Annotated in this window: 16 protein-coding genes, 1 tRNA gene and 1 pseudogene; 9 read left to right on the top strand and 9 right to left on the bottom strand. The window is 70.5% G+C overall.

Features of this window, described 5'->3' with window-relative positions; all coding sequences use genetic code 11:
* Positions 1 to 21: 21 nt before the first annotated feature.
* Positions 22 to 1,023 carry a hypothetical protein gene (locus tag ABZ454_RS32015; RefSeq protein ID WP_359543080.1) on the bottom strand — a complete coding sequence of 334 codons (1,002 nt, stop codon included), beginning with the start codon at positions 1,021 to 1,023 and terminating at the stop codon, positions 22 to 24.
* A 291-nt stretch (positions 1,024 to 1,314) separates the two neighbouring features.
* Positions 1,315 to 1,761, bottom strand: a complete 447-nt coding sequence (locus ABZ454_RS32010) for a hypothetical protein (RefSeq protein WP_356322724.1) — start codon at positions 1,759 to 1,761, stop codon at positions 1,315 to 1,317.
* A gap of 248 nt (positions 1,762 to 2,009) precedes the next feature.
* Between ABZ454_RS32010 and ABZ454_RS32005 the strand changes: the two genes are divergently transcribed.
* The 4 genes from ABZ454_RS32005 (at position 2,010) to ABZ454_RS31990 (ending at position 5,921) form a co-directional block, all read left to right on the top strand.
* Entirely contained in the window at positions 2,010 to 2,495 is a 486-nt protein-coding gene (locus ABZ454_RS32005; protein WP_359543078.1) for a hypothetical protein, read from the top strand.
* A gap of 59 nt (positions 2,496 to 2,554) precedes the next feature.
* On the top strand, positions 2,555 to 4,000 hold the full coding sequence (locus tag ABZ454_RS32000; RefSeq protein ID WP_356319220.1) for a peptidoglycan-binding protein: 1,446 nt from the start codon (positions 2,555 to 2,557) through the stop codon (positions 3,998 to 4,000).
* The gene (locus ABZ454_RS31995; RefSeq protein WP_359543077.1) at positions 3,997 to 4,680 is read left to right on the top strand and encodes an ABC transporter ATP-binding protein; all 684 of its coding nucleotides are present in this window, start codon (positions 3,997 to 3,999) and stop codon (positions 4,678 to 4,680) included. Before ABZ454_RS32000 ends, ABZ454_RS31995 begins: the two co-directional genes overlap by 4 nt.
* Before the next feature lie 62 nt (positions 4,681 to 4,742).
* Complete coding sequence (locus ABZ454_RS31990; RefSeq protein ID WP_359543114.1) at positions 4,743 to 5,921, top strand: ABC transporter permease; 1,179 nt, start codon at positions 4,743 to 4,745, stop codon at positions 5,919 to 5,921.
* A 294-nt stretch (positions 5,922 to 6,215) separates the two neighbouring features.
* Here the strand turns inward: ABZ454_RS31990 and ABZ454_RS31985 are convergent, their stop codons facing one another.
* From ABZ454_RS31985 to ABZ454_RS31975, 3 genes are read right to left on the bottom strand one after another with little or no spacing between them, the layout of a single operon-like run.
* Positions 6,216 to 7,082, bottom strand: coding sequence for a cytochrome c biogenesis CcdA family protein (locus ABZ454_RS31985; RefSeq protein WP_359543075.1), 867 nt, complete (start codon positions 7,080 to 7,082; stop codon positions 6,216 to 6,218).
* On the bottom strand, positions 7,079 to 7,999 hold the full coding sequence (locus ABZ454_RS31980; RefSeq protein WP_359543074.1) for a thioredoxin domain-containing protein: 921 nt from the start codon (positions 7,997 to 7,999) through the stop codon (positions 7,079 to 7,081). Before ABZ454_RS31980 ends, ABZ454_RS31985 begins: the two co-directional genes overlap by 4 nt.
* A gap of 60 nt (positions 8,000 to 8,059) precedes the next feature.
* Positions 8,060 to 8,416 (bottom strand): hypothetical protein, encoded by a 357-nt coding sequence (locus tag ABZ454_RS31975; protein WP_359543073.1) that lies wholly within the window; start codon positions 8,414 to 8,416, stop codon positions 8,060 to 8,062.
* A 167-nt stretch (positions 8,417 to 8,583) separates the two neighbouring features.
* Between ABZ454_RS31975 and hrpA the strand changes: the two genes are divergently transcribed.
* The 3 genes and pseudogenes from hrpA to ABZ454_RS31960 all read left to right on the top strand — a co-directional run.
* Positions 8,584 to 12,504 (top strand): ATP-dependent RNA helicase HrpA, encoded by a 3,921-nt coding sequence (gene hrpA, locus ABZ454_RS31970; protein WP_359543072.1) that lies wholly within the window; start codon positions 8,584 to 8,586, stop codon positions 12,502 to 12,504.
* 115 nt (positions 12,505 to 12,619) lie between these two features.
* Positions 12,620 to 12,694 (top strand) — tRNA-Asp (locus ABZ454_RS31965).
* A gap of 166 nt (positions 12,695 to 12,860) precedes the next feature.
* Positions 12,861 to 13,067, top strand: a pseudogene (locus ABZ454_RS31960) (DUF6274 family protein); the annotation flags it as partial.
* Between the two features lie 1,188 nt (positions 13,068 to 14,255).
* On the opposite strand, the gene bldC reads toward ABZ454_RS31960, so the two are convergent.
* Positions 14,256 to 14,462, bottom strand: coding sequence for a developmental transcriptional regulator BldC (gene bldC / locus ABZ454_RS31955; protein ID WP_003949541.1), 207 nt, complete (start codon positions 14,460 to 14,462; stop codon positions 14,256 to 14,258).
* Between the two features lie 512 nt (positions 14,463 to 14,974).
* Positions 14,975 to 15,820: a hypothetical protein gene (locus tag ABZ454_RS31950; RefSeq protein ID WP_359543070.1), complete on the bottom strand. Its 846-nt coding sequence runs from the start codon at positions 15,818 to 15,820 to the stop codon at positions 14,975 to 14,977.
* Between the two features lie 176 nt (positions 15,821 to 15,996).
* On the opposite strand from ABZ454_RS31950, the gene ABZ454_RS31945 reads away from it, so the two are divergent.
* A complete protein-coding gene (locus ABZ454_RS31945) occupies positions 15,997 to 17,088 on the top strand; it encodes a Glu/Leu/Phe/Val dehydrogenase dimerization domain-containing protein (protein WP_356319212.1) in 1,092 nt (363 codons plus the stop codon).
* A gap of 312 nt (positions 17,089 to 17,400) precedes the next feature.
* Positions 17,401 to 17,655: a DUF3073 domain-containing protein gene (locus tag ABZ454_RS31940; RefSeq protein WP_326678655.1), complete on the top strand. Its 255-nt coding sequence runs from the start codon at positions 17,401 to 17,403 to the stop codon at positions 17,653 to 17,655.
* 283 nt (positions 17,656 to 17,938) lie between these two features.
* Here the strand turns inward: ABZ454_RS31940 and purM are convergent, their stop codons facing one another.
* Positions 17,939 to 19,012: a phosphoribosylformylglycinamidine cyclo-ligase gene (purM, locus tag ABZ454_RS31935; RefSeq protein ID WP_356319211.1), complete on the bottom strand. Its 1,074-nt coding sequence runs from the start codon at positions 19,010 to 19,012 to the stop codon at positions 17,939 to 17,941.
* A gap of 60 nt (positions 19,013 to 19,072) precedes the next feature.
* Positions 19,073 to 20,599 carry an amidophosphoribosyltransferase gene (gene purF / locus ABZ454_RS31930; RefSeq protein ID WP_356319210.1) on the bottom strand — a complete coding sequence of 509 codons (1,527 nt, stop codon included), beginning with the start codon at positions 20,597 to 20,599 and terminating at the stop codon, positions 19,073 to 19,075.
* Positions 20,600 to 20,686: the final 87 nt, after the last annotated feature.

The following is a 20,686-nucleotide window of genomic DNA, read 5'->3' as shown; positions in this document are numbered from 1 at the left end:
TCTGGATCGTAACTGATCTGCTCAGCCGTTGAGTTGTGCTGCGAGGCGAAGCCGGTCCTGGGTCTGTTGCTTGAACAGGGCGAGGGTCTCGGCGTGCTCCTCCACCAGTGCCTTCTCGTACGCGCTCTGCACGGCGTAGCGGATGCCGATGTAGTTGACCCGCGTCTTGCAGGCGACGTCCGCCTTGGCGATGGTGATGGCCTCGGGGCTGGAGAGCTTGCCTTGCACCAGTCCCAGGTCCGACTGGACGTTGTCGGGACTGGAGGTCGTGAAGCCGGAATCAGCCATGCACTGTGACCACTTGGTCGTGGCCTTCCTCACCCTGGAGTCCTCCAGCGCCCTGGACTCGGCCTCACCACCCAGGTTGAAGACGAAGAGGATGTCGACGGCTCCCGGATTCGGGGCGAACAGCTTCAGGGCGGACTCCCGACCGCAGCCGCCGACGGGCACTTCCTTGCCGTTGACCATGATGCCGGTGCCCGGCGCCTTCTCCGCCTCGGCCTGCGACTTGGGTTCATCGGTGGGGGCGGCCGCCTTGCCTTGTTCCTTCGCCTCGGCCTCGGCAACCAGGTCCACCCCGTTGAGCACCGTCTGGCCGGTCCTGCTGAGAGGGGGTGCCGGCTGCCTCTTGGCGGGTGCCGGGTCGGTCGCCCGGCGAGGGCTCGCGTAGCCGAACTGGGCGGCATCCTTCGCGCTGGCCAGCCCGAAGACACGCGAGCTCGAGTCGTTCCTGCTCGGAGGTGTCGGGGCCGGGCGGGCGTACTCGAAGCCGAAGCGCTTCATGCACTGCTCGATCAGCCGGTTCTGGGCCTTTTTCACCTGATACTGCTGATCGGAGGTGACCTCATATGCCGCGACCGGGAATTTCAGGCCTTCGGTGCTGCTCAGTTTCGCGATGCTGCCGATGTCCGGTTCCTTCCCCGCACCAGCGGCTTCGGGCTCATCGCCCGCGCAGCCGCCGAGAGTCAGCACGGCGGCGCTCACCAGACAGGTGGCAGCCAGGAGTCGGGCTGGGTGAGCCATGGCGGGGATCCTCGCGATCGTCGTGCGGGTAGCGTGGAACAACCGCTGTCCCGCTTGATATCGGCAAGCGGGACAGCGGGCGGTGCGAGCTCGGGCGGGTGCCGCCCGGTGCGCTCCAGGGCGTCTTTCGAAAGTAGCGCCGTCCGCCCAAAGGGCGGGCTCGGCGGCGTCCGGTGCGTGCGATCGCACGGCGCAGGCCGCCCCCGGTACTGGATGTACCGGGGTGCTCCCGGCAACGCGGCGGGCGTGCGTGCCAGGCGTCACCGAGCGGGCGGGACTTTCGAGGGCCGCCTAGTAAGGGGCGCAGTACTCGACCAGGTAGCAGGTCGACTCGATGTTGTTCTTGAAGTTGCTGGTCGCGTTACCGACGTAGTAGGCGGGAATCTCGCCGTGGTACGTGCCTCCGCTGTTGGGGCCGGTGTGGACGTACCAGGACTCGTCGGTCCGGTTCTTGTACGAGGCCGTGTTGTTGCCGACGACCTGTCCCTTGCCGTTGCACGAGGCAGAGGTCGGAAAGGCCCTGAAATTGTCGTTGTTGAAGTTCTGGTCCTTGTCGTACAGGTCGAAGACGCAGCCGGCCTGGTCCGAGTTGTAGTAGAAGCCGATCTCCTCCGGGTCCAGGTAACCGTCGTAGGCGACCTGCTCCGCTGCCGCCGTGCCGGCAGCGGCCAGACCGAAGCCGCCGAGGGCGGAGACGGCCAGCGCGACTGTGGCCACGCGGCGGGTGAGGTTGGTCATGAACAGAACTCCTTGCTCCAGAGGTGGCGTTGTACGTGCAAGTGTTCGATGATGTGCCGCGTCATTACAGACCGCCAACGGGGCGACGTCTACTGTCCCTTGGGGCAGTAGACGTCGGCTCTCACCACGTGGTGGGGTCAGTCGCGGCTGGACCGCTCTGCGGCGGACGGTCCCGGGGGAAGACGGCCGGGCGTGACGTGCCGCAGACGACTACGCCGCCCCCTCCCCACGACCAAGCGGAGTTACTCATGCCCTCCCCCACTCGCGTCACGCAATCACTGTGCGCAGCACTGCTGGCAGCCGCTGTCCTGGTCGGATGCGGCGGTGCCGAGAAGGACAGCGCGGGCGGCGGGAAGGACTCCACCACGAAGCCCACCGCGGAGGGGAAGCCCTCGGCGGCCAGTGACTCGGACCGTGACTACTACGGGTGCCTGGAGAAGAACGGCGTCAAGATCGAGACCACCCCCGACGGCGAACTCCGTGTGGTCAAGACCGGTGGGAACGAGGCCGGGCTGACCAAGGCAGAGGCGGAGTGTGCGGACCTCCTGCCGGACACCCCCAAGGACACGGGCGAGGCGGCGAACGCGGACCCGGCCTTCGCCGCATGCATGAAGGCCGAGGGCTTCGCCGAATACAAGCGGGACGACATCGACGACAAGGACGCCCTCGTCGCGGCCGTGGAGAAGTGCAGCCACGGCAAGAACGGCGGCCAGGACCCCGTCGTCGGCGGCTGACCGACCCCGGCAGGACACGACGAAGCAGGTCTGCACGGTGCGACGAGGAATGTGATGACGTGACCGCACAACCGGATGCCGGGGACGAACCCGTTGTAGAGACGACGCAGGAGGTCGCGGTGACCGCCGCAGGCCCGGCTCCCGCCGACGGACTTGTGCGCAGGCGCCGCTGGATCGCCGCCGTCGCGGGTGGGGCGATGCTGCTCGCGGGGGCCGGGGTGGTGGCGTCCACGCTGATCAAGTCGCCTTCGCAGGCGGCGGCGGAGGCGAGGCCGCCGGAGCGGTCGGTGCTGACGTCACCGGTGGAACACCGGGTGCTGACGTCGTCGGTGATCGTGCGCGGGCAGGTCGTTGCCGGACAGAGTGTGGACGTGGCGCCGCAGGTGGCCGGCGGGGAGGACGGTGCCGCACCCGTCGTGACCAAGTTGCCGGTCAAGCAGGGCGATCGGCTGAAGGCCGGGCAGGTGCTGCTCGAGGTCTCCGGGCGGCCGGTGTTCGCCCTGCCCGGACGGATACCCGTCTACCGCGATCTCAAGCCCGGCGCGGTGGGCGACGACGTGAAGCAGTTGCAGGGGGCGCTGCAAGGCCTGGGCCACGGCACGGGCGGCGACACCGCCGGGACCTTCGGAGCGGGTACCAAGGCCGCGCTCAACGCCTTCTACGCCGCGATAGGTTACGACCCGCTGCCGGCCGTGGACGACAACGGGGTGGGGCTGAAGACGGCCCAGGGCGCGGTGACGGCGGCCGAGCGGGCTGTGGAGGAGGCCAAGGACACCGAGGGCAAGGGGTCGGCCCGTGCGGTGCAGTACGCGCAGGCCGATCTGGCGGCCGCGCAGGCCGATCTGGCGACCGCGCAGGCCGCGTCGGGCCCTCGGCTGCCGGCCGGCGAAGTGGTCTTCCTGCAGGGCTTTCCCGCCCGGGTGGATGCGGTGCCGGGGCGGGTGGGTTCGCCCGTGAACGGGACGATGCTGACGGTGTCCGGCGGGAAGCTCACGGTCCAGGCCTATCTGCAGGAGTACCAGAAGGGTCTGGTGCGCAAGGGGCAGCGGGTGCAGATCTACTCGGAGCTCACCGGCATCGAGGCGCGGGCGAAGGTGGGGTCGCTGGCCGCGTCACTGACCGCGCCGGACAGCGGCGGAGGCGGCGACGAGGGCGAGCAGAGCGGTGAGGCGCCCGGGGCGACGGGGCAGAGCGGCTATCTGCTGCGAGTCGATCCGGACAAGACGTTGGACGCCCAGCTGGCCGGGCAGGATGTGCGGCTGACCATCGAAGCGGCCCGTACCGACGGCAAGGCGCTGGTCGTACCGATCACCGCGCTGACCGCGGGGGCCGACGGCCGGACCACGGTCACGGTGCTCCAGCCGGACGGCAAGCAGCGTCGGGTGGAGGTGCGCACGGGCACCGCGGGCGACGGCTTCGTCGCCGTGGAGCCGGTGGGGACCGCCCGGCTGGACAAGGGAGAGCAGGTCATCTCGGGTGTGAAGAGGGGGGCGGCGGGCCAGTGACGCCGGTCATCGAGTTCCGCCAGGTCGGCCTCACCTATCCCGGGCCGCCGCCCGTGCCTGCCCTCGAACCGTGTGATCTGGTCGTCGAGCCGGGGGAATTCGTCACGGTCGTCGGGCCCTCGGGCTCGGGCAAGTCCACCTTCCTCAACATAGCCGGGCTGCTGGACGCCCCCACCCACGGCACGTACCTCCTCGACGGCTACGACACGGGCGCGCTGTGCGACGCCGACCGGACCGCGCTGCGCGGTCGTCGCATCGGCTTCGTCTTCCAGTCCTTCCACCTGCTGCCGCACCGCTCGGCGTTGGAGAACGTCACCCTGGCCATGGTCTACAACGGCGTCCCCCACGCCGAGCGGGCCCCGCGCGCCCGCGACGCCCTGGTCCGCGTGGGCCTCGGCCACCGCGTCGACTCGCTGCCCACCCGGCTCTCGGGCGGTGAGCGCCAACGCGTCGCCATCGCCCGGGCGCTGGTCGCCGGCCCCTCTCTGCTGCTGTGCGACGAGCCCACCGGCAACCTCGACACCGCCAACGCCAAGGCGGTCCTGGGGCTGCTGGACGAACTGCACGCCGATGGGATGACCATCTTGCTGATCACGCACGACCCGGAGGTGGCCGCCCGTGGTGCCCGCACCGTGGCCATCCGCGACGGTGTCCTTCGTGAGCAGCGGGTGGCCGTGTGAAGCTGCGCATCCGGCGGGGACGCGCCACCGCCGTCCTGCCCTCCGTCTTCACCCCCCGCGACATGCTCGCCGAGGCCACGGCCGGAATGCTGCAGCGGCCCGCCCGCTCCGCGCTGACCGCGCTCGGCACGGTGCTCGGCGTCGGCACCTTCGTGGCGATCCTCGGGCTGACCGCGACCACCTCGTCCCAGATCGACGCCCGGTTCAATGCGCTGACCGCGACCGAGGTGACGATCGAGGAGACGGTGGACGACCCCGACCAGCTCACCGGGCCCGCCTTCCCCGCGGACGCCGACGCCCGGATGCTCAGGGTGAACGGGGTGAGGGCCGCGGGGGTCTACTGGACCGTGAAGGACGACCGCGCGCGCAACATCCGCTCCGCGCCCCTCGGCAACAACGCCGGAGGCGAGCGGATCGATGTGGTCGCGGCCTCGCCCGGTGTCCTGAAGGCCGCCGTACCGGCCCTGTCCGAGGGGCGGCTGTACGACGAGCGGATGGCCCGGGCCGGCCGAGTCGCCGTGATCGGCGCGGGAACCGCGAGCCGGCTGGGCATCACCACCCTGGAGACCCATCCCGCGCTGTTCGTCGGCGACGAGTCGTTCACCGTCGTCGGCATCGTCGACGATGTGGAGCGCAAGGCCGACCTGCTGCTTTCCGTCGTCGTCCCGCGCACCACCGCCGAGCAGATCTGGGGCGCCCCGGGCCCCACCGAGTCCAGCATGCTGATCTCCACCGAACTGGGCGCCGCCCAGCAGGTCGCCACCGAAACGGCTACCGCACTGCGCCCCGACCACCCCGAGTACTTCAAGGCCATCCCGCCCCCGGACCCCAAGACCCTGCGCTCGACCGTGGGCTCCGACCTGAGTCAGCTCTTTCTGCTGCTGGCCGGGATCTGCCTGATCATCGGCGCGGTCGGCATCGCCAACACCACCCTGGTCGCGGTACTGGAGCGGACGGGCGAGATCGGGCTGCGCCGCGCCCTGGGTGCCCGCGCCCGGCACATCACCACCCAGTTCCTGGCCGAGTCCGGCGCCCTCGGCGCCCTCGGCGGCCTGGTGGGCACCAGCCTGGGCACCGTGACGGTGGTCGCCGTCGCTCTGGCCCGGGACTGGACGCCGGTCGTGCACCCCGCGACCGTCGCCGCCGCCCCCCTGATCGGGCTGGTGACCGGCGTGCTGGCCGGCCTCTACCCGGCCTGGCGGGCCTCGCGCATCCAGCCGGTGGAGGCCCTTCGGCGCTGAGCGGTGAGGCCCGATGGGCCTCCCCGGAACGCCGGCCGCGCCCCCGGAGGTTCCTGAGGGCTGTCCCGCAGCCTCCGGGGGCGCGGTCCACACCGGCCGCCTCCCGGCGTCAGCACCTCCGCCGCGTCCGCACCCCGGCCCGCCGAGTGGCGAACCGGGCACCGTCCTGACGGCGTTACCGAGGCGCACGTCCGCGGGATCGACGGGTCGCCGGGGAACGCGGTGGGTCTCCGGCTGGGCCCCGGCCCGGCCACCACCCGGGAGCCCCGTCCGCCGGACGGGGCTCCCGGCGTGTCAGGCGCCCTCCTGGTCCGCGGCCTCCGCCCCGGCCGCGCCCTCCTCGCCCCGGCGCCGACCGGACCGCACCGCGAGCACCAGCAGCACCACAGCCACCACCGCGACCAGCAGCACCGCGTCCGGTACGTGCGTACCGAGGGACCGCGCCCATTCCTCGGCGGCGAAGGACTGGTCCACGTTGAGCAGGCCGGGCAGCGCCGTCGTCCCGTCGTACACGAGGAAGAGGGCGCCGAGGCAGATGAAGAAGAGCCCCGACAGCAGCGTCGTGGTGTGCAGCTCGAAGCGGCCGAACCGCACGGCACGGCCACGCAGCCACGCCCGGCGGCCCAGCTCGAACCGCTCCCAGACCAGCGCGAGCAGGAAGAGCGGCACCGCCATGCCCAGCGCGTAGACGGCGAGCAGCAGTCCTCCGTACGCCGGGCTGCCGCTGACGGCCGCGACGGTGAGGACACTGCCGAGGATGGGCCCCGCGCAGAAGCCGGCCAGGCCGTAGACGGCGCCGAGTGCGTAGACCGACACGGCGGTCGTGGGGCGGATCCGGCCGCTGAGCGCGGAGATCCGGCGGGAGGCGAAGCCGAGTCCGATGATCTGGGCAGACCCGAGGCCGATGATCAGCCAGCCGGCGCCGAGGACGAGGGCGTCGCGATGGCTGTAGAAAAGCCGTCCGGCGTACGACCCTGCCGCCCCGAGCGGGACCAGGGTGGTGGCCAGGCCCGCGTAGAAGATGCCGGTCCGGGCGAGCAGCCGGGAGGCGGAGTCGATGGAGTACGCGAAGAAGGCGGGGAGCAGCAGCGCGCTGCACGGGCTGAGCAGGGCCAGCAGCCCGCCGAGGAACGCGGCGAAGTAGCCGATGTCCGCCGTCACTTCGCGAAGCCCTCACCGGGAGATGCCAAGCCCCCGGCACGGGGTGCGGAGCCTTTTTCGGGGGATGCGGCAGCCGCTCCCGGAGAGGGGGTGGCGTCTGCGGGGGATGCGGAGCCCTGGGCTTCCTGGCCCGCGGCGCCGGGCTTCTCCGCCCGGGCAGCCGCCTGTTCGACGGCCTGGGTGAAGGCCTCCGTCGGCTGCGCCCCGGCGACCGGGCGGCCGTTGATCAGGAAGGAAGGGGTGGACGTGGCGCCGATTCCGTACCCCTGCTCCTGGTCCTTGCTCACGGCTGCCGCGGCGGCCGCGCCGTCCGCGTCACGGACGAAGCGGTCGAGGTCGGGCACCCCGGCCTGGCGGGCGAGCTCCTTCAGCCGGTCCTCGCCGAACCCCTTCTCCTTCGCCCCTTCGGCGTACGCGGCACGGTGGAACTCCCAGAAACGGCCCTGCTGGCCGGCGGCCCACGAGGCGCGCGCGGCGGCCTCGGACTCGGCCCCGAAGATCGGGAAGTTGCGCCACTCGATGCGCAGGGTGCCGGCGTCGACGTACTTCTCCACCAGGGCGGGTTCGGTGTCCCGGGCGAACTTTCCGCAGTAGCCGCACGCGAAGTCGGCGTACTCGATGAGGACGACGGGCGCGTCCGCCCGGCCGAGCGCCAGCTTGTCGCCGGCGTCGCGCCGGGCGAGCCCGGCCAGTTCCCGGTAGAGGTCCTCGTCCGGGCCCGCGGTGACGCCGGCCACGACCGAGGACGAGGAACCGGCGCCGGGGGAATCGGGGGCGGTGGCCCGGTAGGACACGTATCCGAACAGCGCCGCGGCGACGACGACCCCGACGCCGTAGGCCAGGGGCTTCCTGCTGGGTGTCCGGGACGACTGCCGGCGGGGCGGCTTCGGGGACGGCGTGGGCAGGGATGTGGGCATGCGGAACTCCGAGCTGGTGATGCGAGAAGGAAGGGCGGCCGTGAAGCGGGGGCGGGCCGTCTACACCCTCAGTACGGAGAGTTCCACCGGGGTCGGAGCGGCCGCGTCGGGTCCGCGCGGCGTCGTCGGGGCGGGCTGCCGGACCGGCCCGGGGACGACGGCTGCCGGCAGGCCCCGTTCGGCGAGGCCGGGTGCCTGGTCATGGGCGGCGCGGGCCCGTCCCGGCAGGGCCGGCTCGGTGCCGTCGTGCTTGCCGCCCCTGCCGCAGCCCGGGACGCCGTCTCCCGGCCCGATGCTCACCGACACGGCGACGGCCGGACCCGAAGGCTCCGGCGCCACAGCCGTCGGCGGTCCCCCGAAGAGCCCCACGACGACCGCGAGAACCGCCACCAGGCAGCACCACGACGAACGGGACACGGAGAAAGGCCTTCCGGCGGAGAGGGCGGCAGCGACATCAGCGGGGATCAGCTGTCCGGAATGGTACGTGCTGTGATCACGCCCTCCCCGGCCGTAGGGACGGGTGACCGAGGCCGCGCGAAATAGGTTCGCCGTTCCCCGGGCCCGGGTGAGATCCTGGGACCCGTATGTCTACTTCCTTTGCCGATCTCCAGTCCCAGCTCGGTCAGCTCTCGCTCCGCGACGCGCACCGGCTCGGCCGCCGCCTCGAAGGCGCGCGCCGCATTCGCAAGCCCGAGGCCCAGCAGGCCGTGCTGGACGAGATCGCGGCCCAGGCCACGAAGGCAGCCGGCCGGCTCGCGCTGCGGGCCGGGCGGATGCCTGCCCTCTCGTACCCGGAACAGCTGCCGGTCAGCCAGAAGAAGGACGAGATCCTGGAGGCGATACGCGACCACCAGGTCGTGATCGTCGCCGGTGAGACCGGCTCCGGCAAGACCACCCAGATCCCCAAGATCTGCATGGAGCTGGGCCGTGGCGTCCGCGGCATGATCGGGCACACCCAGCCGCGCCGGATCGCGGCCCGTACGGTGGCCGAGCGCGTCGCCGAGGAGCTGAAGACGCCGCTGGGCGAGGCCGTCGGCTGGAAGGTCCGCTTCACCGACCAGGTCAACCAGGACGCGACCTTCGTCAAGCTGATGACGGACGGCATCCTGCTCGCCGAGATCCAGACGGACCGCGAGCTGCTCGCGTACGACACGATCATCATCGACGAGGCCCACGAGCGGTCGCTGAACATCGACTTCCTGCTCGGCTACCTGGCCCGGCTGCTGCCCAAGCGCCCGGATCTGAAGGTCGTCATCACCTCGGCGACCATCGACCCGGAGCGCTTCGCGCGCCACTTCGGCGAGGCGCCGATCGTCGAGGTCAGCGGGCGTACGTACCCCGTGGAGGTGCGCTACCGCCCGCTCCTCGAAGAGGACAGCGACGACTCCGACCGCGACCAGATCACCGCGATCTGCGACGCCGTCGACGAGCTCCAGTCCGAGGGGCCCGGTGACGTCCTGGTCTTCCTCTCCGGCGAGCGGGAGATCCGCGACACCGCCGACGCGCTCGGCAAACGCAACCTCCGGCACACCGAGGTGCTCCCCCTCTACGCGCGCCTGTCGCACGCCGAGCAGCACCGCGTGTTCCAGCGCCACACCGGCCGCCGGATCGTCCTGGCGACGAATGTCGCCGAGACCTCGCTGACCGTCCCCGGCATCAAGTACGTGATCGACCCGGGCAACGCCCGCATCTCCCGCTACAGCCACCGCACCAAGGTCCAGCGGCTGCCGATCGAACGGATCTCGCAGGCCAGCGCCAACCAGCGCAAGGGCCGTTGCGGCCGTACGTCGGACGGCATCTGCATCCGGCTGTACTCCGAGGACGACTTCCTGACCCGTCCGGAGTTCACCGATCCGGAGATCCTCCGTACGAACCTGGCCTCCGTCATCCTCCAGATGACCGCGGCCGGCCTCGGCGACATCGAGAAGTTCCCCTTCATCGACCCGCCGGACCACCGCAACATCCGCGACGGCGTGCAGCTCCTCCAGGAGCTGGGCGCGCTGGACCCGGAGGAGAAGGACCCCAAGAAGCGGCTCACCCCGCTGGGCCGCAAGCTCTCGCAGCTTCCGGTGGACCCGCGCCTGGCCCGCATGGTCATCGAGGCCGACCGCAACGGCTGTGTCCGCGAGGTCATGGTCATCGCCTCCGCGCTCTCCATCCAGGAGCCGCGCGAACGGCCTTCCGAGAAGCAGACGCAGGCCGATCAGCAGCACGCCCGGTTCAAGGACGAGACGTCCGACTTCCTGGCGTTCCTGAACCTCTGGCGCTACATCCGCGAACAGCAGAAGGAGCGCGGCTCCTCCAGCTTCCGCCGGATGTGCAAGCAGGAGTACCTGAACTTCCTCCGCATCCGGGAATGGCAGGACATCTACGCGCAGCTGCGCACGGTCGCCAAGCAGATGGGGATCGAGCTCAATGAGGACGACGCCCCCGAGCAGTCGGTGCACACCTCGCTGCTCGCCGGTCTGCTCTCGCACATCGGGCTGAAGGACACCGAGAAGAACGAGTACCTGGGCGCCCGCAGCGCCAAGTTCGCGATCTTCCCGGGCTCGGCGCTCTTCAAGAAGCAGCCGCGGTTCGTGATGTCGGCCGAGCTGGTCGAGACGTCCCGCCTGTGGGCGCGGGTCAACGCCCGGGTCGAGCCGGAGTGGATCGAGCCGCTGGCCCAGCACCTGCTGAAGCGCACCTACAGCGAACCGCACTGGGAGAAGGACCAGGCGGCGGTCATGGCGTACGAGCGGGTCACGCTGTACGGCGTACCGATCGTGGCCCAACGCAAGATCAACTTCGGCCGCATCGACCAGGAGGCCTCGCGGGACCTCTTCATCCGCAACGCCCTGGTCGAGGGCGACTGGCGCACGCACCACCAGTTCTTCCACGACAACCGCAAGCTCCTGGGCGAGGTCGAGGAGCTGGAGCACCGCGCCAGGCGCCGCGACATCCTCGTGGACGACGAGACGCTCTTCGACTTCTACGACCAGCGCATCCCGGAGCACGTCGTCTCCGGTGCGCACTTCGACTCGTGGTGGAAGCACAAGCGCCGGGACGAGCCGGACGCGCTGGACTTCGAGCGCTCGATGCTCATCAACGAGAAGGCGGGGCCCGTCACCAAGGACGACTACCCGGACTCCTGGCGGCAGGGGAAGCTCAAGTTCCGGGTTACGTACCAGTTCGAGCCCGGCGCGGACGCCGACGGGGTGACCGTCCACATCCCGCTCCAGGTGCTCAACCAGGTCACGTCCGAGGGCTTCGACTGGCAGATCCCGGGCCTGCGCGAGGAAGTGGTCACCGAGCTGATCCGTTCCCTGCCCAAGCCGATCCGCCGGCACTACGTCCCCGCGCCGAACTACGCCGACAAGTTCCTGGACCGCGCCGTACCCCTGCAGGAGCCGCTGCCGGTGACACTGGCCCGCGAGCTCCAGCGGATGGTCGGCGTGCCCGTCACCGCGGACGACTTCGACCTGAGCCGCATCCCGGACCACCTGAAGATCACCTTCCGGGTGGTCGACGAGCGACGCCGCAAGGTCGCCGAGGACAAGGACCTGGAGGCGCTGCGGGTCCAGCTGCGCCCCAAGGCGCGTCAGGCCCTCTCCCAGGCCGCCGCGGCGACCGCGGGGCCGTCAGGCGAGTCCATCGAGCGTTCGGGCCTCACGGACTGGACGATCGGCACGCTGGACCGGGTGTTCGAGACCCGGAGGGCGGGGCAGCCGGTCAAGGCCTTCCCCGCCCTGGTCGACCAGGGCGAAACGGTGGCCGTACGCCTCTTCGACACCGAGGCCGAGCAGCAGCAGGCCATGTGGCGCGGCACCCGGAAGCTGATCCTGCTGAACATCCCGGTGAACCCGGCGAAGTTCGCCTCGGACAAGCTGACGAACCAGCAGAAGCTGGCCCTGTCCCGCAACCCGCACGGCTCCGTCCAGGCGCTGTTCGACGACTGCGCGACGGCGGCCGCGGACCGGCTGATCGCCGCCCACGGCGGTCCCGCCTGGGACGAGGCGTCATTCCGGAAGCTGTACGACAAGGTGCGCGCGGACCTGGTGGACCTGACCGTCCGCACGATCGGCCAGGTCCAGCAGATCCTGGCGGCCTGGCAGGCGTGCGAGCGCCGGCTGAAGACCACCAACAGCCTGGTCCTGATCAACAACGTCACGGATGTACGGGAGCACCTCGCCCGTCTCGTGCCGGCCGGGTTCGTCACCCTGACGGGGCTGCGCCGGCTGCCCGACCTGATGCGCTACCTGGTCGCCGAGGACCGCCGGCTCCAGCAGATGCCGACCAACGTCCAGCGCGACACCACGCGCATGGAGAAGGTCCACGAGATGCAGGACGAGTACGCCTGGCTGCTGGAGCAACTGCCGCAGGGCAGGCCCGTGCCGCAGGAGGTCCTGGACATCCGCTGGATGATCGAGGAGCTGCGGGTCAGCTACTTCGCGCACGCGCTGGGCACCGCGTTCCCCGTCTCCGACAAGCGGATCGTGAAGGCGATCGACGCCGCAGCCCCGTAGGACTCCCGGTGGTGACCGGGTGACCGCTCCACCACCGGGAGTGAGGTCGACCGCACCCTCTGACCTCCTGTAGAGTCTGTCTTCGCAGGCAGCCGCAAGGCAGCCGCGAAAACCTGGTCCTGTGGAGCAGTTTGGAGTGCTCGCCACCCTGTCAAGGTGGAGGCCGCGGGTTCAAATCCCGTCAGGACCGCAGTAACGAAAGCCCGGATCCCCTGGATCCGGGCTTTCGCGCGTCTTGACTCCGGCCTTCGCCGACGAGTACTCAGAAACCAAGGGCTGCCCCTGGTTTCCCGGGCGGGGCGGCGCGCATCCACCGGGAGGTGGCGCGAATGGCGGCATCCACGGGCGAGGACTTCCTGCCGGACCGCTCCGGTCCCCGCGAGCCGGCCACGGCCTCGCCCCCCTTCCCTGCCCGCGGGGCGACACCCCGGCACGAGATCCGCGCCCTGCTGCGCGCCCATCTGGCGGCGGCTTCGGGCTATCGCCACCTGATGCGACGTTGCGCGGTCTGCGCGCGGATACTGCGGCTCGCCATGGAGCCCCTGACGGCCCCGGAGCGGCCGGGGGTGGCCGTAGCACCCCTGGCGGCTCTCGGACCGCCGGAGGCGGCTTCGGCGCCTCTGGCAGCTCTCGCGCCGCCGGAGACGGCGGCGGTACCCCTGGCGGCTCTCGGACCGCCGGAGGCGGCTTCGGCGCCTCTGACCGCCCTCGCGCCGCCGCGGACGGATGCAGGACCCCTGGCTGCTCTCGCACCGCGGGAAGCTGCTGCGGCATCACTGCCGGCTGCCGGGCCTCCGGAAGCAGCCACGCAAGGCTCTACGGGCCCCCCGAGCGCCGGGCGCGAGCCCGGAGAGCACGACGCCTCCCCGAGCGCCGGGCGCGAGCCCGGAGAGCGCGACGCCGCCCCGAGCGCCGGAAACGACCACGGGGGACGGGGCGGCCCCGTGCGCGCGGAGCGTGACGCGTCCCCGGGTGCCGGAACAGACCGTGCAGCCCGTGACGGGCCGGCCAAACTCCCCCTCCGCAGCCCCGACAGAGACGGCTGAGCCGCCGATCGAAGCGCTCCGGCGGCCCTCGGTGGCCGCCTCCGGACCCTCGTCGGGCGGGCGGCGACCCTCGCCCGGCCGACGGCACACCTCACCCCGCACGCGCCTCCGCGTCGCGCGACGGTGCCGGAGCAAGGCCGGTCGCGCTGTACGGCCCCCGTCGGGGGAAGGTCGGAAGTCCCCCCGACGCGTGACCAACGGCGCGGGCTTCCCCTCCCTGACAGTGGCAGGCTCGTACTTGGCAAGACTCATGCGGTGTGACGGGTGTCACCGAATCAGTTTTCAGAAGGGGTGGCTTTACACCCTTCCTACAACTGGCGAATTTAATATGTGCAATTGCACCACTCGGCGGGGACGCCCCCCGGGAACCCCCGCGCCGCCCGGACCCGGCCTCCGGAGAGCCGGGCGGACCACCTCACACAGAGGTGAGCGGGCCCACAGAAGTCCCGTCGGGAGCCAACCGGACGCCCGGTTTCCAGTGGCCGGATACGGACAGGAGACGGGGAGTCGACGGGATCCGAGGCCGGCCGCGCGCACAAAAAAGATCGCGCTGGACCCGGCGGAGTCCAGCGCGATCTCATGACGAAACCCTCATGGCACAGGTATGGCGCCCGTTGGGGCGGGCGCCCGTCATATGGAGCTATGGGTGGGCTGTACGGGTTGGGGGACCCAAAAGCCCAGTTGTGACGCGGCGACAGGGGTATGTCAGGCCTCGCTGCGCTGCTGCGGAATACCCGCAAGCAGTGCGCGGACCTCTGCCTCGCGGTACCGGCGATGTCCACCGAGCGTGCGGATGGACGTGAGCTTGCCTGCTTTGGCCCAACGGGTAACCGTCTTCGGGTCCACGCGGAACATCGTGGCAACCTCAGCCGGGGTCAGCAGCGGCTCGGCATCAGGGGTGCGAGCGGTCATGAGCGGCCTCCTCGGGAGAACCGAACCATCTCGGTTCTTTCCTCTAAATTCTGCACCTTGACCCGCGTTGCCCGAAATGGCGGACGCGGGCCGAGTCGGTTATAGGACGAACGGCTTGTCCTCGGCACTACAACTACACCATCCGTCCAGCCACGTCGGCCAAACCGATGGAATTGCCCTCCCAGGTGTTCATCAGCGACGGAAGCCGATGGACCATGCCATAGCGGACAGTCACACCACCGTGACGATCAGTCACAGAGCGATCAGGAGTCGTCAGACCCCCCATAGAGTGCAATGCAGAGCAATCCGCCCTTACTTGGACGGATGGAGTCCTCCCCGGACTCCTTGTCCTATTTTGGCACGAGGAGTAGGGAAGGACGCAAGGGCCCCGTAAGTGCTATCCATCACGCTTGAGGCAAAGGCCCGGTTCGGGACGTAGGTCCCGAGGCCCCTGGCGTACGGTTCCGCCCCTTCACCCTCACGTGTCACACAGGTCACAGGTTCACGGGTCGTCAGTTCGCGAACTGGCGGTCCCTCACGGCCCTCCAGCGCTCGGCGAGACGCGCATACGCCTCGCTCGCCCCCTCGGCGTCCCCGGCGCCCAGCGCCGCGATGCCCTCGGCCACGTCCGCGGCGCTCCGGTCCCCGGCGAGCTGCTCGGCCGGCAGGGCGTGCACCAGCCCCCCGTAGTCCAGCTCCACGAGCGCGCGCGGATGGAACTCCTCCAGCCACCGCCCGACATCCACCAGCCCCTCGGTCAGCGGACCCTCGTCCGTCGACTCGCGCAGCGTCTTCAGCCCTCGCGCCAGCCTGCGCCGCGCCTGGACCATCGGGGTCCGGTAACGCAGCAGGGGCGGCTCACCGCCCTCCCCCGCCTCCAGGTACTCGCGCTCCTCGTCCGCGAAGAGGACGAACCAGCGCACCGGAACCTGCCACACCGCCGTCCTGATCCACGGCCGGGCGTCCGGATTGCGCTCCGCCCACCGCTCGTGGTCGGCCACGGCCTGCCCGCGCACCACCGGCGGCAGCACCGCGTCGAGCACCGCCGGGGGAAACATGTCCGCCAGACCGTCCAGCGCCAGCCAACCGCGCAGCCGGGTCCGCCACGGGCAGACGCACACCACGCCGTCCACCTCGGTGACGAACGCGTCGGCGCTCTCGTGGGCCGGCACGCCGACCGGCGGGGTCGCCGCCAAATCCGCCAGGGAACGGCGCAGTTCGTCCTGGGCCGTGGGGATCCGCCCGCGGCCCGCATAGCGAGCCCAGTGCGCACGTTCCGCTTCCGGGAAGGCCGCCAGTGGCTCGTACACCCGGAGGTAGGACGCGTAAGGGACGAGCACCGAAGACACCACCGACATGCAGCGATCGTGTCACGCCCTTACTCCTGTAGTGGGTGATCCACGGCACTGGACCGGATCTGCGCCCCCGGAGGACTTACGCTCTTGCCCAGTCGGACCGTCCGTGCCGGTCGGTCCGGGACCCTCCCCACCTTCAGGAGGGTCTTTCCGCCGCTTCGTACTTGGGAGTCACCACAGTGACCGATGTGACCGGCGTGCCTGTCGACGTTCTGCACACCCTGTTCCGCTCGGACCAGGGCGGCCATGAACAAGTCGTGCTCTGCCAGGACCGCGCCAGCGGGCTCAAGGCCGTCATCGCACTCCACTCCACCGCTCTGGGCCCTGCCCTGGGCGGCACCCGCTTCTACCCGTACGCCTCCGAGCAGGAGGCCGTCGCGGACGCGCTGAACCTGGCGCGCGGCATGTCGTACAAGAACGCCATGGCCGGCCTCGACCACGGTGGCGGCAAGGCCGTCATCATCGGCGACCCCGAGCAGATCAAGACCGAGGAACTGCTGCTGGCCTACGGCCGCTTCGTGGCCTCGCTCGGCGGCCGCTACGTGACGGCGTGCGACGTCGGCACGTACGTCGCCGACATGGACGTCGTGGCCCGCGAGTGCCGCTGGACCACCGGCCGCTCGCCCGAGAACGGCGGCGCCGGCGACTCCTCCGTGCTCACCGCGTTCGGCGTCTTCCAGGGCATGCGGGCCTCGGCCCAGCACCTCTGGGGCGATCCGACGCTGCGTGGCCGGAAAGTGGGGGTCGCGGGCGTCGGCAAGGTGGGCCACCACCTCGTCGAGCACCTGCTGTCGGACGGCGCCGAGGTCGTGATCACGGATGTGCGGGACGAGTCCGTGCGCCGGGTCACCCAGAAGCATCCCGAGGTCGCCGTCGCGGCGGACACGGCGGCGCTGATCCGTACCGAGGGCCTGGACATCTACGCGCCGTGCGCGCTCGGCGGCGCCCTCGACGACGACACCGTCGCGGTGCTCACCGCCAAGGTGGTGTGCGGGGCGGCCAACAACCAGCTCGCGCACCCCGGGGTCGAGAAGGACCTGTCGGACCGGTCGATCCTGTACGCACCCGACTACGTGGTCAACGCGGGCGGTGTCATCCAGGTCGCGGACGAACTGCACGGCTTCGACTTCGACCGGTGCAAGGCGAAGGCGTCGAAGATCTTCGACACGACCCTGGACATCTTTGCGCGTGCGAAGGCAGACGGCATTCCGCCGGCCGCCGCGGCCGACCGGATCGCCGAGCAGCGGATGGCGGAAGCCCGCCGTAGCTGATCGCGCCGGGGAGCCTCACAGGGCGTCGTTCCCGCGCACGGGAAGCCGGCCCGCCGACCGGCGAGACAAGACTCACTCCGGTCGGCGGGTCGCATGCCAATAAGAGGTTAAAATCGCAGTTGACCAGCGAGGACAAGCTCCTCACGGGTCCTCTTGCGGGGCACGTGACGCGGGCGGCGTACCGTATGGCCACAGAAGCAGGTACCGTTAAAGCACTACAGGCACGGCCTCTCTGTCGAGAGTCCGTCCTGAAACATGAACGCGTGTCAAGACTCTGGGGCCGTCGAGCCCCGTCACCGAGGGGGTCGAGCCATGGGGCGCGGCCGGGCAAAGGCCAAGCAGACAAAGGTCGCCCGCCAGCTGAAGTACAGCAGCGGCGGGACTGACCTGTCGCGTCTGGCCAATGAGCTGGGCGCATCGCCTTCGAGTCAACCACCGAACGCAGAGCCGTTCGAGGATGACGACGAGGAAGATGACCCGTACGCACAGTACGCGGATCTGTACAACGACGATGACGAGGACGAGGACGATCAGTCCGGTCCGTCGTCACAGCGCCGCGGCGCTTGACCTCGCGCTGACACATCAACCCGGTCCGGGCCTGCCCCGGGCCGGGTTCTGTGTTGTCCCGGTCCGGAGCGTGCGCGCTCCCAGGCGGCCGTGGGCCGCCTCACCGACACGGGAGGGGCGTGCGAGCCGCCCGCCCTCTCCTGCGTGTCCAGCCGGTACGGACGGGCGTTTCCGCCCCGACCGTGACCGGGGTGAGCGCCGGGGAACCTGCACTCCGTGCCCTCGGTTCCGGACGGGCCTTCGCGGCCCGTCCGCCACCTGAGGGCATCCGGCGCGCTCGCGCTCAGCGCGCGTACCCGCCCACGAGCTCCGCGCCCGTCGCGTGCGCCCCGCGGTCGGTGATCTCGCCCGCGACCCAGGACTCGACGCCGCGGTCGGCCAGTGTCGTCAGGGCCGCGTCCACCGATTCGGCGGGGACGATCGCGATCATGCCGACGCCCATGTTCAGCGTCTTCTCCAGCTCCAGCTGCTCGACCTGGCCGGCCTTGCCCACGAGGTCGAAGACCGCGCCGGGCGTCCAGGTCGAACGGTCCACCGTCGCGTGCAGCGCGTCCGGGATGACCCGGGCCAGGTTGTTGGCGAGACCGCCGCCGGTGACGTGGCTGAAGCCGTGCACCTCGGTGGTGCGGGTCAGCGCCAGGCAGTCCAGGGAGTAGATCCGGGTGGGCTCCAGGAGCTCCTCGCCGAGCGTCCGGCCGAACTCCTCGACCTCGCGGTCCAGTGCCCAGCCGGCCCGGTCGAAGACGACGTGGCGGACGAGCGAGTACCCGTTCGAGTGAAGGCCGGACGACGCCATCGCGATGACGGCGTCGCCCTTGCGGATGCGGTCCGGGCCCAGGAGGCGGTCGGCCTCCACCACGCCCGTACCGGCGCCGGCGACATCGAAGTCGTCCGGGCCGAGCAGGCCGGGGTGCTCGGCGGTCTCGCCGCCGACCAGGGCGCAGCCGGCCAGCACACAGCCTTCGGCGATGCCCTTGACGATCGCCGCGACACGCTCGGGGTGCACCTTGCCGACACAGATGTAGTCGGTCATGAAGAGCGGCTCGGCCCCGCAGACGACGAGGTCGTCCACGACCATGCCCACGAGGTCGTGGCCGATCGTGTCGTACACGCCCATCTGGCGGGCGAGGTCGACCTTCGTGCCGACTCCGTCCGTGGCGGAGGCGAGCAGCGGACGCTCGTAGCGCTTGAGTGCCGAGGCGTCGAAGAGTCCGGCGAAGCCGCCCAGGCCGCCGAGGCCGGCGACCTCGGGGCGCTGCGTCTTCTTCACCCACTGCTTCATCAGCTCTACGGCGCGGTCGCCGGCCTCGATGTCGACGCCCGCTGCCGCGTAGGAAGCACCTGTTGTCTCAGACATTGCCTGGGATCTTTCGTGTGGAGATACGGGGCTGGTGGGAAGGCTGCCGAGCGGTCCGGGTCACGGACGGCGCAGCGCGTCGGCCGCGGCGGTCGCCGCAGGGCCTGCCGCCAGCTCGGTCTCCAGCAGCTGCTTGCCGAGCAGCTCCGGGTCCGGAAGCTCCATCGGGTATTCGCCGTCGAAGCAGGCGCGGCACAGATTCGGCTTGTCGATCGTCGTCGCCTCGATCATCGCGTCGATCGAGATGTACGAGAGCGAGTCGGCCCCCATCGACGTGGCGATCTCGTCGACGGACATGCCGTTGGCGATCAGCTCGGCGCGGGTGGCGAAGTCGATGCCGAAGAAGCACGGCCACTTCACCGGCGGGGACGAGATCCGGATGTGGATCTCGGCGGCGCCGGCCTCGCGGAGCATCCGGACGAGTGCGCGCTGGGTGTTCCCGCGGACGATCGAGTCGTCGACGACCACCAGGCGCTTGCCCTTGATGACTTCCTTGAGCGGGTTCAGCTTGAGGCGGATGCCCAGCTGCCGGATGGTCTGGGACGGCTGGATGAAGGTCCGGCCGACATAGGCGTTCTTCACCAGCCCGGCGCCGAAGGGAATGCCGCTGGCTTCGGCGTAGCCGATGGCGGCCGGGGTGCCGGATTCCGGGGTCGCTATGACCAGATCGGCCTCGACCGGCGCTTCGGCGGCCAGCTTGCGGCCCATCTCCACCCGGGAGAGGTAGACGTTGCGCCCGGCGATGTCGGTGTCGGGGCGGGCCAGGTAGACGTACTCGAAGACACAGCCCTTGGGCTTCGCTTCTGCGAAGCGAGAGGTGCGCAGGCCGTTCTCGTCGATGGCGACGAGCTCGCCCGGCTCGATCTCGCGGACGAAGCTGGCGCCGCAGATGTCGAGGGCGGCGGACTCGGACGCCACCACCCAGCCACGCTCCAGGCGGCCGAGGACCAGCGGGCGGATGCCCTGCGGGTCACGGGCCGCGTAGAGGGTGTGCTCATCCATGAAGACCAGGGAGAAGGCGCCCTTCACCTCGGGCAGCAGCTTCGCGGCGGCCGCCTCGATGGTGAGCGGCTTGCCGTCCTCATCTGTCTGGCCGGCGAGCAACGCGGTCACCAGGTCGGTGTCGTTGGTCGCGGCGACCTGGGTGGCGCGGCCGTCCTTGCGCGGAAGGTCGGCGACCATCTCGGCGAGCTGGGCCGTGTTGACCAGGTTGCCGTTGTGTCCCAGGGCGATCGAGCCGTGCGCGGTCGCACGGAACGTCGGCTGCGCGTTCTCCCACACCGAGGCACCGGTGGTGGAGTAGCGGGCATGACCGACCGCGATATGGCCCTGGAGCGAACCCAGAGACGTTTCGTCGAAGACTTGCGAGACCAGTCCCATGTCCTTGAAGACCAGGATCTGGGACCCGTTGCTCACTGCGATGCCCGCGGACTCCTGTCCACGGTGCTGCAGGGCATACAGTCCGAAATAGGTGAGCTTGGCGACCTCTTCGCCCGGAGCCCAGACACCGAAGACGCCGCAAGCGTCCTGGGGGCCTTTCTCTCCGGGGAGCAGGTCGTGGTTGAGTCGTCCATCACCACGAGGCACACCACCGAGTGTAGGCGAGATCGACCACTGGTCCGAATTGGGGACGGCCCGCCGGACCGCAGGAGGAGCGCCCCCTGCCCTCCTCCG

The sequence above is a fragment of the Streptomyces sp. NPDC005803 genome, assembly GCF_040630435.1.
In the GTDB taxonomy this organism is placed as follows: domain Bacteria; phylum Actinomycetota; class Actinomycetes; order Streptomycetales; family Streptomycetaceae; genus Streptomyces.
This window is presented reverse-complemented; position numbering and strand designations above follow the sequence as displayed.

Bases quoted from the DNA above. Each gene is read 5' to 3' on its own strand.
- ABZ454_RS32015 (WP_359543080.1), bottom strand. From the start codon at position 1,023: ATGGCTCACCCAGCCCGACTCCTGGCTGCCACCTGTCTGGTGAGCGCC.
- ABZ454_RS32010 (WP_356322724.1), bottom strand. From the start codon at position 1,761: ATGACCAACCTCACCCGCCGCGTGGCCACAGTCGCGCTGGCCGTCTCC.
- ABZ454_RS32005 (WP_359543078.1), top strand. From the start codon at position 2,010: ATGCCCTCCCCCACTCGCGTCACGCAATCACTGTGCGCAGCACTGCTG.
- ABZ454_RS31990 (WP_359543114.1), top strand. From the start codon at position 4,743: ATGCTCGCCGAGGCCACGGCCGGAATGCTGCAGCGGCCCGCCCGCTCC.
- ABZ454_RS31980 (WP_359543074.1), bottom strand. From the start codon at position 7,999: ATGCCCACATCCCTGCCCACGCCGTCCCCGAAGCCGCCCCGCCGGCAG.
- hrpA (WP_359543072.1), top strand. From the start codon at position 8,584: ATGTCTACTTCCTTTGCCGATCTCCAGTCCCAGCTCGGTCAGCTCTCG.
- bldC (WP_003949541.1), bottom strand. From the start codon at position 14,462: ATGACCGCTCGCACCCCTGATGCCGAGCCGCTGCTGACCCCGGCTGAG.
- ABZ454_RS31950 (WP_359543070.1), bottom strand. From the start codon at position 15,820: ATGTCGGTGGTGTCTTCGGTGCTCGTCCCTTACGCGTCCTACCTCCGG.
- ABZ454_RS31940 (WP_326678655.1), top strand. From the start codon at position 17,401: ATGGGGCGCGGCCGGGCAAAGGCCAAGCAGACAAAGGTCGCCCGCCAG.
- purM (WP_356319211.1), bottom strand. From the start codon at position 19,012: ATGTCTGAGACAACAGGTGCTTCCTACGCGGCAGCGGGCGTCGACATC.